This window comes from Pseudomonas sp. GW821-FHT02A08 (assembly GCF_059422045.1).
The window spans coordinates 36,806-51,246 of sequence record NZ_JBWKWD010000014.1; the positions used below are offsets into that span (position 1 = coordinate 36,806).

Sequence of the window (14,441 nt, forward strand, 5' to 3'; positions counted from 1 at the left end):
ATCATTCAGGTAGCCACGTCGGGCAATGGACGTGGTGCAGTGTCGTATATCTTCAAAGGAGTTGTTGATGACCTTATCGGTTGCCGCGAAGGCCTCGTTGTTGTTGCTGTTTTTCGGTAGCACCCTCTATGTGCATTTGCGCGGCAAGGCGCGCCTGCCGGTTTTGCGCCAGTTCGTTAACCATTCTGCACTTTTCGCCCCCTATAACGCCTTGATGTACCTGTTTTCCGGTGTGCCTTCGAAACCGTATCTGGATCGCAGCAAGTTCCCGGAGCTGGATGTTCTCAAGGACAACTGGGAGGTGATTCGCGACGAAGCGATGCATTTGTTCGACGAGGGGTATATCCGCGCGGCGGCAAAGAACAACGACGCCGGTTTTGGTTCGTTTTTCAAGAAGGGCTGGAAGCGTTTCTATCTCAAGTGGTATGACAAACCGCTGCCCTCTGCCGAAGCCTTGTGTCCGAAAACCGTGGAACTGGTCAACAGCATTCCCGGCGTCAAAGGCGCCATGTTCGCGCTGCTACCGGGCGGCAGCCACCTCAACCCGCATCGTGATCCGTTTGGCGGTTCCCTGCGTTATCACTTGGGCCTCTCCACCCCCAATTCTGATGATTGCCGCATCTTTGTCGACGGTCAGGTTTACGCCTGGCGCGATGGTGAAGATGTTATGTTCGACGAGACCTACGTGCACTGGGTCAAAAATGAAACGCAAAAGACCCGCGTCATCCTGTTCTGCGATATCGAACGTCCGCTGAGCAATCGCTTCATGACCCGCATCAATCGCAGTGTCAGCGCCTGGCTGGGCCGCGCCACCGCCCCTCAGAACCTGGACGACGAGCGTGTGGGCGGGATCAACCAGGTCTACGCCTGGAGCAAGAACTCCAGCGATAAATTCAGTGGCGTGGTCAAGCATTGGAAACGTCGTAACCCCAAGGCATATCGCGTTTTGCGGCCGGTTCTGGCCATAGCGGCACTTGGTTTGCTTGTCTATTGGCTGTTTGTCTGAGCTGTCCCGCCGGATAGGAAAAAAGATCGCCGAACGGCGATCTTTCTTTCGGTATTGTGGGAACTTTGTTACAGCTTTGTAGTACGATTCGTCCCCGTAAATGCCCTGAGACCACAGTGGTGACCCTGTGTCGGATTATGTCGTCTCAAGCTTCAGTGGCCTTGTTGGCCTGATTTTTGCCTTAAGGTTTGAGTTCTTTTTACATGGAGTTTGCATGCGGGATGTTCGAAACCTCACCTAAATCAGGCTGAAAGCCAAGAAGGTCGTGCTCAAGAACGCAGTTCAGGCCCAGTGGAGATACCGCTGATGGCCGGGTGGCAGCGTTGCTTGGGATGTTGTGTGGGAGTTCGGATGTGCGGTGCTGACTCCTCTTGCGCTGCCTGAATAATCAAGCTCTGAAAACGATTCGAATCCTTATCGTGTTGATTTTAATAAAGAAGTACTAATTGACATTACACCTGTCATGTACACGGAAGGAGATTTTGTGGGTATCTTGGGATCCAGCTTTCTTCATTCTTGCGCCGGTACCACGTTGAGTGATTGCCGAACTGAAAAAGTCGCAATACTGATGTGTTCCTACAATGGAGAGTCGTTTTTAGCCGAGCAGCTTGAGTCATTTCAGCAGCAGTCTCATTGTGACTGGACTGTCTACGTCTCGGACGATGGCTCCCAGGACCGGACGCTGGACATCCTTCAAGCCACAACGGCTCAGTGGGGGACGGGGCGTCTCCAGGTTATCGAGGGGCCTGGCAGAGGCTTCGTCGCAAACTTCCTTTCGCTCACTTGTCGAACAGACATTCACGCAGACTTCTATGCGTGGGCTGATCAGGACGATATCTGGAAGCAAGAAAAACTCGAGAAGGCAATAGCCTGGTTGAAGTCAGTCCCGGAAGGTGTGCCGGCCCTTTACTGTGGGCGTACCGAACTGATTTGTGAGTCAGGTTTTTCTTTTGGCTACTCTCCAAAATTTGCTCTTGCGCCGCATTTTTCCAATGCGCTCGTGCAAAATATCGGGGGGGGCAACACAATGGTATTTAACCAGGTCGCACGCGCGTTGCTGCAAGAAGCAGGCGACAATCTGAATGTGCCTTCGCATGACTGGTGGGCGTATCAGTTGATTTCCGGTGCGGGTGGCGCAGTGCACTACGACCCTGTACCAACGGTGCTATACCGTCAGCACAATGAAAACGTGGTAGGGACCAACTCCAGTTGGTTGGCACGCCTCAAACGCTTGCGCATGGCGTTCAGGGGGCTTTTTTACGAATGGAATACTCAAAATATTCATGCTTTGGAATCTATGCGTCATCGATTGAGCCAAGAGCATCGGGTGAAGCTTGATCAATTCAAGGTGGCGCGTAGCAAACCACTTTTACCAAGGATTCTGGGTTTCAAGCGTGCCGGTCTGTACCGGCAGACGGTCGCTGGAAACCTGGGGCTGATCCTCGCAACTTTACTGAAAAAGATCTAAATCAATGACTATCTTAGTAACTGGCGGTGCAGGTTTCATCGGCGCGAACTTCGTATTGGACTGGCTGGCTCAGTCTGATGAGACTGTGGTCAATCTGGACAAGCTGACCTATGCAGGCAACCTGGATAACCTCAGCAGCCTGGCCGGTAACGAGCGGCATGTATTTGTGCGTGGTGATATCGGTGACAGCGCCCTGGTGACTCGCCTTCTGGAAGAGCATCAACCTCGCGCGATCCTGAACTTCGCCGCCGAGTCGCACGTTGATCGCTCCATTCATGGTCCTGAAGACTTCATTGAGACCAACATCGTTGGTACGTTCCGCTTGCTGGAAGCCGTGCGCGCTTACTGGAAGGGCCTGGCATCCGATGCGCAGCAGTCGTTTCGCTTCCTGCATGTGTCTACCGACGAAGTCTATGGTTCGCTGGCCAAGGATGAAGCCGCGTTCAGCGAGAGCCACCAGTACGAGCCGAACAGCCCTTACTCGGCCAGCAAGGCCGCCAGTGACCATCTGGTACGTGCCTACCATCACACCTATGGTCTGCCGGTACTGACGACCAACTGCTCGAACAACTACGGGCCGTATCACTTCCCGGAAAAACTCATTCCGCTGATGATCGTCAACGCACTGGCTGGCAAGGCATTGCCTGTCTACGGTGATGGCCAGCAGATTCGCGACTGGCTGTATGTTAAAGACCACTGCAGCGCCATTCGTCGCGTGCTGGAAGCCGGTATCGTGGGTGAGGTCTATAACGTGGGCGGCTGGAACGAAAAGCCTAACCTGGACATCGTGCACACGGTCTGCGCCTTGCTCGACGAAATGCGTCCGCGCGCCGACGGCCAGCCTTACAACGCACAAATCACCTACGTGACCGATCGTCCCGGGCATGACCGCCGTTATGCCATCGACGCTCGCAAGCTTGAGCGCGAACTGGGCTGGAAACCGGCAGAAACCTTCGAAACCGGTATCCGTAAAACCGTCCAGTGGTACCTGGATAACCAGGATTGGGTCAACAATATCCAGTCGGGTGCTTATCTGCAGTGGGTGGAGAAAAACTACGCCGGACGTACTGCATGAAAATTCTATTGCTCGGTAAAAACGGCCAGGTCGGGTGGGAGTTGCAACGCAGTCTTGCCCCGCTGGGTGAGTTGCTCGCACTGGACTCCCGCAGCCCGGATTACTGTGGCGATCTGAATGACCTGGGGGGGCTCGCCGCCACCGTACAGCGCTTTGCGCCCGACGTTATTGTCAATGCCGCGGCGTATACCGCTGTCGACAAGGCTGAAAGCGAATCGCAGCAGGCGCATCGGGTGAATGCCGAAGCGCCGGCGGTACTGGCCCGGGAAGCGTTGGCTCTGAATGCCTTGCTGGTGCATTACTCCACGGACTATGTATTCGCCGGCGACGGTGAAACCCCTTGGCAGGAAAGTGATCCGGTCGCACCGTTGAGTGTCTATGGCTCCAGCAAACTCGCGGGCGAGCAGGCGATTCAGGCCAGTGGCTGCACGCACCTGATTTTCCGTACCAGTTGGGTGTATGCCGCGCGAGGCAACAACTTCGCCAGGACCATGCTGCGCCTGGCCCGTGAGCGCGAGAGCTTGAACGTCATCGACGATCAGTTCGGTGCACCGACCGGGGCAGAGCTGTTGGCCGACGTCACTGCCCATGCTGTGCGCAGCACCGTCGCAAGCCCTGAACTGAGCGGGCTCTACCATCTTGCGGCCTGCGGTGAAACCACCTGGTGTCGCTATGCGCGCTTTGTGCTCGAACGAGCGGAGCTTGCAGGCGTGGACTTGAAGGTCTCCCCGACGCAGGTCGGAGCGATTGGTACTGAAGCATACCCAACGCCAGCAAAACGCCCGTACAACTCCCGCCTCAATACTCATAAACTGCGAAACGCCTTCGCGCTGAGCCTGCCTGATTGGCGGGTCGGTGTGGCACGGATGCTTACAGAAATTCTAGAGAAGTGAATATGTTCAATCGTAAAGGAATCATCCTGGCCGGCGGCTCGGGAACTCGACTGCACCCTGCAACATTGGCGATCTCCAAGCAGTTGCTGCCGGTATACGACAAACCGATGATCTACTACCCGCTGAGCACCCTGATGCTGGCCGGTATCCGCGATATCCTGATCATTTCCACGCCGCAAGACACCCCGCGCTTCGAGCAGCTGCTAGGGGATGGCGCTCGTTGGGGCTTGAACATTTCCTATGCGGTGCAGGCGTCGCCGGATGGCCTGGCGCAGGCATTCATCATCGGTGAGGACTTCATCGGTAACAATCCGTCCGCCTTGGTGCTGGGCGACAACATCTATCACGGCCACCATTTCAACGAACTGTTGCAGAGCGCCATGGAACGGGTCGACGGGGCCAGTGTTTTTGCCTACCACGTCAACGACCCGGAACGTTACGGGGTGGTGGAGTTCGATGCTCAGGGCAAGGCGATCAGCCTGGAAGAGAAGCCGCTCAAGCCAAAATCGAACTACGCCGTGACCGGTCTGTACTTCTACGACAAGCAAGTTGTCGAGATTGCCAAAAGCATCAAGCCGTCGCCCCGTGGCGAACTGGAAATTACCGACCTTAACCGCATTTATCTGGAGCAAGGCAACCTGTCCGTGGAAATCATGGGCCGCGGTTACGCCTGGCTGGACACGGGCACCCACGACTCACTCCTGGAAGCCAGTCACTTCATTGCCACACTTGAGCATCGCCAGGGTCTCAAAGTCGCCTGCCCGGAGGAGATTGCCTTCCGCCAGAAGTGGATCGATGCCGAACAGCTCGAAAATCTCGCTGCTCCGCTTTCGAAAAACGGCTATGGCCAATATCTCAAGCGTCTCCTGCAGGAGACGATTTACTGATGAAAGCCACCCCGTTAGCCATCTCCGATGTTGTGCTGTTCGAACCTAAAGTGTTTGGTGACCCGCGCGGGTTCTTCTTTGAAAGTTTCAATCAGCGCGCTTTTGAAGAGGTAGCGGGGCGTTCCGTTCATTTCGTACAGGACAATCACTCTTGCTCAACCAGAGGTGTATTGCGCGGCCTGCACTATCAGGTACAACAGCCCCAAGGGAAACTCGTACGCGTCGTCCAGGGCGAAGTGTTTGATGTGGCCGTTGATATTCGTCGTGACTCCGCGACATTCGGGCAGTGGGTCGGCGCCTATTTGTCCGCGCAAAACAAGCATCAGCTATGGGTGCCCGAAGGTTTCGCCCATGGATTTGTCGTGCTCTCGGACACCGCGGAATTCCTTTACAAGACCACGGACTTCTACGCGCCATCCCATGAGCGGTGCATACGTTGGGATGACCCGGCACTGGGGATCGATTGGCCGATCAATGAGCCCCCGGCACTGTCTGCAAAAGATGCACAGGGTGCTTTGTTGGCGCAAGCTGAGGTGTTTGGTTAATGCAACATTTTTCGACTTCCCCTATAGAAATGGTTGCCAGTTTCTGGCGAAACCGCGCACTGATTGCCGCGCTTACCAAGCGAGAAATATTGGGTCGTTATCGGGGTTCCAGTCTTGGTTTGTTTTGGTCGTTGTTTAACCCGATATTAATGCTTGGGGTTTATACCTTTGTATTCAGCGTTGTCTTCAATGCAAGATGGGGAGGACACGAGGACGGATCTAAAACGGAATATGCCCTGGTGTTGTTTGCCGGTCTGATTGTTTTTAACGTGTTCTCGGAGTGCGTCGGGCGTGCTCCAAGCTTGATACTGTCGAATGTGAATTATGTGAAAAAAGTTGTTTTCCCATTAGAGGTTCTTCCTTGGGTGTCGATGGGCGCTGCACTGTTTCACAGTTTAATTAGTATTGTCGTGTGGCTGGTGTTTTATTCCGTGTTCTTCGGCGTGCCTCATTCAACTGCGTTGTTTATGCCTTTTGTCATGTTGCCTTTATTGATGTTTTCGATGGGGGTCTCTTGGGCTCTGGCTTCGCTGGGAGTGTATTTGCGTGATATTACGCAAGTCATCGGTGTCGTGATTACAATGCTGATGTTTCTCTCGGGAATATTTTATTCCGTTTCGTCATTGCCTGCCGAATATCAACAAATCATGCAGATGAATCCACTTGTGCCAATTATTGAGCAAGCACGGGCTGTGTTGATTTGGGGGCAAGGGCCGAATTACCTGGTATTGCTGAGCTATTCTGCTGGCGCATTGATCTTTTCATGGCTTGGCTTTGCCTGGTTCCAGAAAACGCGAAAGGGATTTGCCGATGTCCTCTGAAGAGAAAATGCAGGCCGGCGTCAGTCCTGATGAAACAGCACTGATTCCCGCTTTGGGCAATCAGGTAGCAATTCGGGTAAGCAACCTGAGCAAGTGCTTTCAAATTTATGAAAAGCCGAGCGACAGACTGTTGCAAATGTTAGCTCGAGGCTTCAAGAAATATTATCGTGAATTCTGGGCGTTGAAGGACGTTTCGTTCGAGGTCAGAAAGGGCGAGACCGTGGGTATCGTCGGCCGTAATGGCAGTGGTAAATCAACGCTGTTACAAATGATTTGCGGCACATTGAATCCCAGCGGTGGGGATATCAAGGTCAACGGTCGGATCGCAGCGCTTCTGGAGCTTGGTTCAGGTTTTAATCCTGAGTTCACCGGGCGTGAAAATGTTTATATGAACGCCGCTGTACTCGGCCTCACAAAAAAAGAGATTGATGCCCGTTACGCAGAAATCGAAGCGTTTGCCGATATAGGCCAGTTTATCGACCAGCCTGTAAAAACATACTCCAGCGGTATGTCCGTTCGGTTGGCATTTGCCGTGGCTATAAACTCGGATCCTGAAGTGCTTGTCGTTGATGAAGCACTGTCGGTAGGCGATGAATTGTTTCAGCGTAAATGCTATTCGCGGATTGAAAGTATCAAGGCGAAAGGCACGACCATTTTGTTTGTGTCGCACTCTGGCAATATTGTCGTGGAGCTTTGCGATAGGGCAATTCTGATGGACGCTGGAGAGTTGCTATTGGTGGGCGAGCCAAAAGAGATTATCGGTAAATATCAGCAGTTGCTCTATGCGTCACAGGAAAATCGGGCCGATATTCGCTCCAGTATCGCGTTGGCAGCAACTGTTCCTGTATTGAGTGTCGATACGCCTGTGCCTGTACCAGTGAAGGAACCTGAAGACTATTTCGATGCTGGATTGAAGTCCGATTGCATGATTGAAACGGACTCGCAAGGTGCCCTCATTCAGAATCCAGGGATAAAGACGCTGGACGGTCGTCCGGTCAATACGCTGGTGCGTGGTCGAAAATACAAATATGGCTATCAGGTACATTTTTCCAAATCAGCGACGTTGGTCAGGTTTGGTACGGTAATAAAGACAAAGTCAGGTTTCCGACTAGGTGGTGTTTTGTCGGTGCCGTCGCAAGATCTAACTATTCCCTATGTCCGCGCCGGCACAGTAATTGACGTGGAATTTGAGTTTGATTGTATCTTGAGTTCGGGAGTGTACTTCTTTAATGCCGGAACATTTGGTGCGCTGGGGCAGGATGAAACGGTATTGCATCGGTTGATCGATGCGGTGGCATTTCGCGTGCTGCCGATCAAGCAGGACATAGTGACGGAAATCATTGACTTTGGCTTTTCTCCTAGGATTTTGATAAATGAGTAACTTTTTCTCGGGGCTTCTGGTTTCCAGTCCTAATGAAGGCGGTTTGTTTTTAGTCAATGAAAATAAAGTTCATAAGCTGGATGGCACTAGTGCAACGGGCTTGGGGCGTTCCTCCAATCACTTTGTAAGAGGGCTGCAACCTGCCACGTTGTTGATTCACGGTGAGCAGACACGTGAGGTAACCGAGTCGACTGTAAAGTTTCATGATATTCACGACGCGCTTATCGTCGACAATCATATTTATATCGTTGCCACGACAGGGAATGAAATTGTCAAGTTGAACCTTGATGGTGTAGAAGAGCAGCGCTGGGTCTTTCCAGGTGAGAATGATTCGCTGCATATAAACTGTCTCGCTGTATGGGGTGGTGCTGTTGTATTTTCTGCGTTCGGAAAATTCGCCGAACATCGAGGCTACAAAGGCCATACCCGGAACTCGGGCTATGTACAAGATTTGAATACCGGGAAGCATTTGATCGCTGGGCTTTCACAACCCCACAGTCTCACTGCGTTTGGTGAGAACCTTCTGATCGCTAATTCTGAAGAGCAAGGGCTTTGTGAATACTCTCCGGCAGGTGAATTGCTCCGCTCCAAGGCGCTGGGAGGATATGCGCGAGGTATCTGCATAAGCGAAAAGTACATTTATGTCGGTCTAAGCAAGTCGAGAAATATCAGTACGAACGGTGTCGAAACGGCAACGCTCCTGTGCCTGGATGTTCACTCGTGGGAGGAGTTGGATCGTATACAGGTTCCTAGCGCCGAGATTTACTCAGTTGAACTGATCTCCGATCAGGCCGAGTTATTGAACCTCGTTGCTAAAATTTCGAGTAGTACTGCGTCAAGGTACTCAGCCACGATTACCCAGCAGGCAATCCAGATTGGGGACTTCGGCCAGATCCTCGGCGAAAAGGAACGGAATGTCGAGGGACTAGGTAGGATAGTCGCTGAGCGCGAAAAACATATTGAAATACTGAAAGAATCGGTACTGGCTTCTGAAAATCAAATACACCACCTTAGCCAATCCATTGGCGAGCGCGACCAGCTGTTGAGTGAGCGAGAGGCGCAGATTCGGACGATCGAGGCTTTGGTGCTGGAGCGAGATGCGAAAGTTATTCAACTGAATCAGCTCGTCGAAAGCCGGGAAGCCGAACTGTCGGATCAGAGCGAGATGCTGAAGCAACGCGATAGCAAGATTGCCGAGTTCAATGAGGCGCTACTCAAGCGTGATCTGCAAGTTGCCAGCCTTGAAGAAAGTCTTATCACTCGGGATAAAAATCTGTTCGACCTGAGTGCAGTCAGAGGTGAAGAGCAGGAACGACTAAGGGTCCTTGACCACCTGTTGCTCGAGAAGGAAAACCAGGTTGCGAGTCTTGATCAGAATCTGGTCGAGCGTGATATCAGGCTGACGGCGCTCAATCAGGCATTGAGCGATGCGCAGGAAAAACTGGCGGAACTTGATGAGTTACTGCTCCAGCAAGATCGGCAAATTGCTAGTCTGGATACCGCAAGAGACAAGAATCTGTCTGAGTCGAGTGAAGCTCTGATTGAGGAGCAATTGAAGCTCAAGGCGCTCGAAAAACTATTGCTTGAGCATGAAGAGCACACTGTAAATCTCATTCAAGCGTTGGCTGAACAAACTGAGCATCTTTCTACTTCAAATGAGGCTCGCTCTGTGCATGATGCCCAAGTCGCCAGCCTGAATAACCAGGTTTCTGCGAGTGCTGAAAAAATTGCGTACCTCGAACAGAGCGTAGCCGATTACGATAAGAGACTGCTTGATCTGAATATGAAACTGGTCGACCACGAAGCTCAAAAGGAAGAGGTCGTTCGTCGCGGACAGTGGGCACTCAGGTTGACCGAAGAGCTAAAAGAAGCTCGGGAGCGAATTGCAGAATTGGAAGGTAGCAGTTCTTGGCGTTTGACTATGCCACTCCGCGAAATTAGCCGTTGGGTGTTTTCACCGATCAAACAGACCAAGCGTTACATCAAGTTTTTGCTCAGGAACGCTAAGCGTGTATATCAGAAATTGCCGTTTAGCCCAAAAACCAAGGCGTCACATAGAAATTTATTGATTAATAAATTTCCGTCCGTAGTTTCGGCGGCAGATGTTCAGGTTGAATACAAACAGTTCTCGGTCGATCCTTCGACATTGAATGAAGATTTCGCCGAATGTGCAGAGAGTACGTTTGGCGAAATAAGCATCGAGACCTCGTCGCAGCCGCTCGTTTCTATCATTGTACCTATCTACGGGAAGTGTGATTACACGCTGCGCTGTCTGGCTTCCGTGGCTGAAAATACGACTGGAATTCCTTTTGAAGTCATCGTTGTCGACGATTGCTCGCCGGATAACTCCGTTGAGCTACTTAAGGCAGTGAACGGAATCCGCCTGGTTTGCAACGAAGTCAATCAGGGTTTCATTCGTTCTTGCAATAATGGTGCACTTGCAGCGAAAGGAAAGTATCTGTGTTTCCTGAACAACGATACAAAGGTGTTGCCTCGCTGGCTCGATGAGCTGCTCAGGACTTTCCAAGAGTTCCCAGGCACCGGACTTGCGGGTTCGAAGCTTATTTATCCAGATGGTACTCTGCAAGAAGCTGGCGGGATAATCTGGCAAGATGGCAGTGCGTGGAATTTTGGTAGAAACCAGAACCCGGACTTGCCTGTCTATAATTATGCACGTGAAGTTGATTACTGCTCAGGGGCTTCGATTCTAGTCCCGAAAGCTCTGTTCGAAGAGTTGGGTGGTTTTGATGAACATTATTTGCCAGCCTATTGTGAGGATGCCGATCTGGCTCTGAAGATCAGAGATCGGGGTTATCGCGTTATCTATCAACCGCTTTCAGTCGTAGTGCATTATGAGGGTGTGACTTCGGGGCGGGATGAAACCCAGGGAGCCAAGTCCTATCAGGTCGTGAACATGCAAAAAATGTTCGCTCGCTGGAAGGAACGTCTGCAGACCTATCAAAAGAACGGGCAAAACCTTGATCTTGCAAAGGATCGTATGGCCACTCGACGGGTTTTGATTCTGGATCACTGCACCCCAACACCCAATGAAGATGCTGGTTCGGTATTGGCTTTCAATACGTTCTTGCTGCTGCGTGAAATGGGCTTCCAGGTAACGTTTATTCCGGAAGATAACTTCCTGTATATGCCGGGCTACACTGAAGCTCTGCAACGAGTAGGCATCGAAGTGCTTTACAGGCCTTATGTTAAGACTGTTGAAGAGCATTTGCTGGAAGCCAAGGATCGTTATGATCTTGTTTACCTGTTGCGCCCTAAAGTAGTTGAACGAAATCTGGAACTGGTTCGCAAGCACTGCCCCCGTGCCAAGGTCTTGTATCATACGGTAGACCTGCATTTCCTGAGAATGGAGCGCGAGGCCAAGTTGCTTGATGATCCGGCAAAGGCCAGTGCAGCGAAAGACATGAAGGAAGTGGAGTTCTCGGCGATCAAGGGAGCGGATGCTGCAATTGTGGTCAGCACAAATGAACTTGAATTATTGCGCCCTCAACTGCCGAATGAAAAAATTCATCTGTTCCCTTTGATCATGGACGTCACAGGTACTGAGGTAGGCTACAAGTCTCGACGAGACATCCTGTTTGTTGGCGGTTACCAGCACACTCCGAACGTCGATGCCGTTCAGTATTTTGTTGCCGAGGTCATGCCGTATTTGCGAGAGCGATTGCCAGGTGTGCGTTTCTACGCGGTTGGCAGTAAGCCGCCGGCAGAAATTTTGGCGCTCGAAAGTGAAGACGTAGTCATCACCGGTTTTGTTGAAGATTTGCCACCACTGCTGGACAAGATGCGGGTGTCCGTCGCACCTCTGCGCTACGGTGCTGGCATCAAGGGCAAAATCGGTACATCAATGGCTCACGGTTTGCCAGTTGTAGCTACATCGTTGGCGGCTGAGGGAATGTTGCTGACGGCCGATAAAAATATTCTTGTGGCCGACGATGCTGAAGCTTTCGCCGAAGCAATTGTTCGGGTTTATGAAAATGAATCGCTTTGGAATGAGTTGAGTGAATCGGGGCAACGCTTCGCACTGCAGGAATGGGGAGTAGAAGCAGCGTGGGTATCACTAAGCAATATTCTTGATGATATCGGCTTCAGCACAACCCGCTCTCAGCTGCCACTGAGTTCGTACTCGTTTGCTGAGAAAAACTTGGCATAAAGTAGGTCTTAGTACGCCTATTGGTCGATGTTTGAGTTGTTAGAGCTTAACAGCTCAAATATTGAAGCCTGTGGTGAGCACTATAGAGGTGGCCTGTAGTGAAGTGCAGGTTTATTGGAAGGACGAGCTGTTGTTTGGTTTGTTGGCATTGGGTAGGGATTTATGCGTAGTTTAAACTCTATAAGTGATGTCTATCGGTCAGATATTGATGGTTTGCGAGCAATCGCTGTCTTGTCCGTAGTGCTCTATCATGCGGGGCCCGCATTGTGCCCCGTTCAAAGCGCATGAGGTCACTAAAATTGAAAATTCCAACATGAAAAAACTTCTTGTTACAGGTTTGACCGGCTTTGTCGGCGGGCATCTCCAAGCGCTGTTAGCGACAACTGAAGCTGGATCGTGGCAGGTACTTGCACCTAAGCCTTATAATCTGCTGGATAGTGCTTCTCTGGATGCCTGGCTGCAGGAAGAGTGTCCCGATGCTGTCGTTCACCTGGCCGGACAGACCTTCGTTCCTGAGGCTTTTCGTGATCCGCAGCGGACACTGCAGATTAATTTGCTGGGTACGTTGAACTTGCTGCAAGCGCTCAAGCGCCGCGGCTTTTGCGGCACGTTTTTATATGTGAGCTCGGGTGACGTTTATGGTCAGGTCGAGGAAAAGAATCTGCCGATCAGTGAGTGCCTGGCACCACGCCCGCGTAATCCCTATGCTGTGAGCAAGGTAGCTGCCGAACTGCTTTGCCAGCAGTGGAGTTATAGCGAACCTTGGCGAATTGTTATTGCCCGTCCGTTTAACCATATCGGTCCGGGGCAGAGTGAATCTTTCGTTATTCCAAGTATGGCACGCCAACTGATTCGTGTGCGCCAAGGCTTGCAGCCGGCCCAATTGGAGGTCGGTGATGTTGATGTAACCCGTGACTTTCTCGATGTTCGTGATGTGCTACAGGCCTATCTGGGGTTGTTGGAACATGGACGTAACGGTGAAATTTACAACGTCTGCTCGGGAGTGGAGTGGCGAGTGCGCGATCTGATCATGCAAATGGCTGGTTTGACCGAAGTTGAGGTTGAACTGGTACAGGATGCAAGTCGATTGCGTTTGTCTGAACAGCGCAGAGTAGTTGGCTGTTCAAACAAATTACAAAAAGAAACTGGGTGGAAGCCTGGAGTGTCAATCACGAAAACTCTTCAGAGTGTGCTCTCTGAATGGGAAGCAAGAGAACTTAAAAATGTCTAAATCTGCATTGATTACTGGTGTTACCGGACAGGACGGCGCTTACCTGGCCAAGATGTTGCTAGAAAAGGGTTACGAGGTTCACGGTCTCGTGGCAAGACGTAGTAGCGATACGCGCTGGCGGTTGCGTGAACTGGGCGTTGAGGATCAGATTCGTTATCACGAAGGCGATCTGGCCGACGCCTGTTCGATTCAGCGTGCCGTAATCAAATCCAAGCCAGACGAAATCTATAACCTTGGCGCTCAGAGCTTTGTCGGTAGCTCTTGGGACCAGCCGGTAACAACGGCTGTTGTAGATGGTCTGGGCGTTACGCATTTGCTTGAGGCCATTCGCCAGTTTTCACCGCAGACGCGTTTTTACCAGGCATCGACCAGCGAGATGTTTGGTTTGATTCAGGCCGAACGCCAGGACGAGAATACTCCGTTCTATCCGCGTAGCCCCTATGGCGTGGCCAAGCTTTATGGCCACTGGATTACCGTTAACTATCGTGAAAGCTTCGGCCTGCACGCGTCCAGCGGGATCCTGTTCAACCATGAGTCGCCGCTGCGCGGCATTGAATTTGTCACCCGAAAGGTTACTGATGCTGTCGCGCGGATCTCGCTGGGCAAGCAGAAAGAACTGCGACTGGGCAATATCGACGCTAAGCGTGACTGGGGCTTTGCCGGTGATTACGTCGAAGCCATGTGGTTGATGTTGCAACAAGAACAAGCCGACGATTACGTGGTAGCCACCGGTGTAACCACCACAGTACGTGATATGTGCAAACTGGCCTTCGAGCATGTTGGTTTGAACTATCAGGATTATGTTGTCATTGATCCGCAATTTTTCCGCCCTGCCGAGGTTGAAGTGTTGTTGGGCAATCCAGGCAAGGCCGAGCAGAAACTTGGCTGGGCACCAAAAACCAGTTTGAATACTTTGATCCAGATGATGGTTGAAGCTGACCTGCGCCGCGTTGGTAGGGAGTAAGT

The 14,441-nt window shown here is 51.7% G+C and carries 11 protein-coding genes; all 11 read left to right on the forward strand.

The features are described from left to right. Window positions 1-67: 67 nt before the first annotated feature. The 11 genes from AC07W4_RS12500 (at window position 68) to gmd (ending at window position 14,439) form a co-directional block, all read left to right on the forward strand. Entirely contained in the window at window positions 68-1,006 is a 939-nt protein-coding gene (locus AC07W4_RS12500; RefSeq protein ID WP_495032617.1) for an aspartyl/asparaginyl beta-hydroxylase domain-containing protein, read from the forward strand. 484 nt (window positions 1,007-1,490) lie between these two features. Beyond that, window positions 1,491-2,474, forward strand: a complete 984-nt coding sequence (locus AC07W4_RS12505; RefSeq protein ID WP_495032618.1) for a glycosyltransferase family 2 protein — start codon at window positions 1,491-1,493, stop codon at window positions 2,472-2,474. Between the two features lie 4 nt (window positions 2,475-2,478). Next, the gene (gene rfbB / locus AC07W4_RS12510; RefSeq protein WP_495032619.1) at window positions 2,479-3,549 is read left to right on the forward strand and encodes a dTDP-glucose 4,6-dehydratase; all 1,071 of its coding nucleotides are present in this window, start codon (window positions 2,479-2,481) and stop codon (window positions 3,547-3,549) included. Next, window positions 3,546-4,442, forward strand: coding sequence for a dTDP-4-dehydrorhamnose reductase (gene rfbD / locus AC07W4_RS12515; RefSeq protein WP_008049167.1), 897 nt, complete (start codon window positions 3,546-3,548; stop codon window positions 4,440-4,442). Before rfbB ends, rfbD begins: the two co-directional genes overlap by 4 nt. A 2-nt stretch (window positions 4,443-4,444) precedes the next feature. Further along, the gene (rfbA, locus tag AC07W4_RS12520; protein WP_495032620.1) at window positions 4,445-5,329 is read left to right on the forward strand and encodes a glucose-1-phosphate thymidylyltransferase RfbA; all 885 of its coding nucleotides are present in this window, start codon (window positions 4,445-4,447) and stop codon (window positions 5,327-5,329) included. Continuing rightward, the gene (gene rfbC / locus AC07W4_RS12525) at window positions 5,329-5,874 is read left to right on the forward strand and encodes a dTDP-4-dehydrorhamnose 3,5-epimerase (protein ID WP_495032621.1); all 546 of its coding nucleotides are present in this window, start codon (window positions 5,329-5,331) and stop codon (window positions 5,872-5,874) included. The genes rfbA and rfbC overlap by 1 nt, the downstream gene beginning before the upstream one ends. Next, window positions 5,874-6,695 carry an ABC transporter permease gene (locus tag AC07W4_RS12530; protein ID WP_008049161.1) on the forward strand — a complete coding sequence of 274 codons (822 nt, stop codon included), beginning with the start codon at window positions 5,874-5,876 and terminating at the stop codon, window positions 6,693-6,695. The genes rfbC and AC07W4_RS12530 overlap by 1 nt, the downstream gene beginning before the upstream one ends. Before the next feature lie 52 nt (window positions 6,696-6,747). Continuing rightward, window positions 6,748-8,076, forward strand: coding sequence for an ABC transporter ATP-binding protein (locus tag AC07W4_RS12535; RefSeq protein WP_495032657.1), 1,329 nt, complete (start codon window positions 6,748-6,750; stop codon window positions 8,074-8,076). Further along, window positions 8,069-12,244: a glycosyltransferase gene (locus AC07W4_RS12540; RefSeq protein ID WP_495032622.1), complete on the forward strand. Its 4,176-nt coding sequence runs from the start codon at window positions 8,069-8,071 to the stop codon at window positions 12,242-12,244. The genes AC07W4_RS12535 and AC07W4_RS12540 overlap by 8 nt, the downstream gene beginning before the upstream one ends. Window positions 12,245-12,557: 313 nt before the next feature. Continuing rightward, on the forward strand, window positions 12,558-13,475 hold the full coding sequence (locus tag AC07W4_RS12545) for a GDP-mannose 4,6-dehydratase (protein WP_495032623.1): 918 nt from the start codon (window positions 12,558-12,560) through the stop codon (window positions 13,473-13,475). Beyond that, window positions 13,468-14,439 carry a GDP-mannose 4,6-dehydratase gene (gene gmd / locus AC07W4_RS12550; RefSeq protein ID WP_008049152.1) on the forward strand — a complete coding sequence of 324 codons (972 nt, stop codon included), beginning with the start codon at window positions 13,468-13,470 and terminating at the stop codon, window positions 14,437-14,439. Before AC07W4_RS12545 ends, gmd begins: the two co-directional genes overlap by 8 nt. Window positions 14,440-14,441: the final 2 nt, after the last annotated feature.

Excerpts from the sequence above, each read along its gene's own strand:
- rfbA (WP_495032620.1), top strand. The coding sequence starts at position 4,445 with ATGTTCAATCGTAAAGGAATCATCCTGGCCGGCGGCTCGGGAACTCGA.
- AC07W4_RS12545 (WP_495032623.1), top strand. The coding sequence starts at position 12,558 with ATGAAAAAACTTCTTGTTACAGGTTTGACCGGCTTTGTCGGCGGGCAT.
- rfbB (WP_495032619.1), top strand. The coding sequence starts at position 2,479 with ATGACTATCTTAGTAACTGGCGGTGCAGGTTTCATCGGCGCGAACTTC.
- rfbD (WP_008049167.1), top strand. The coding sequence starts at position 3,546 with ATGAAAATTCTATTGCTCGGTAAAAACGGCCAGGTCGGGTGGGAGTTG.
- gmd (WP_008049152.1), top strand. The coding sequence starts at position 13,468 with ATGTCTAAATCTGCATTGATTACTGGTGTTACCGGACAGGACGGCGCT.
- AC07W4_RS12530 (WP_008049161.1), top strand. The coding sequence starts at position 5,874 with ATGCAACATTTTTCGACTTCCCCTATAGAAATGGTTGCCAGTTTCTGG.
- AC07W4_RS12540 (WP_495032622.1), top strand. The coding sequence starts at position 8,069 with ATGAGTAACTTTTTCTCGGGGCTTCTGGTTTCCAGTCCTAATGAAGGC.
- AC07W4_RS12500 (WP_495032617.1), top strand. The coding sequence starts at position 68 with ATGACCTTATCGGTTGCCGCGAAGGCCTCGTTGTTGTTGCTGTTTTTC.
- rfbC (WP_495032621.1), top strand. The coding sequence starts at position 5,329 with ATGAAAGCCACCCCGTTAGCCATCTCCGATGTTGTGCTGTTCGAACCT.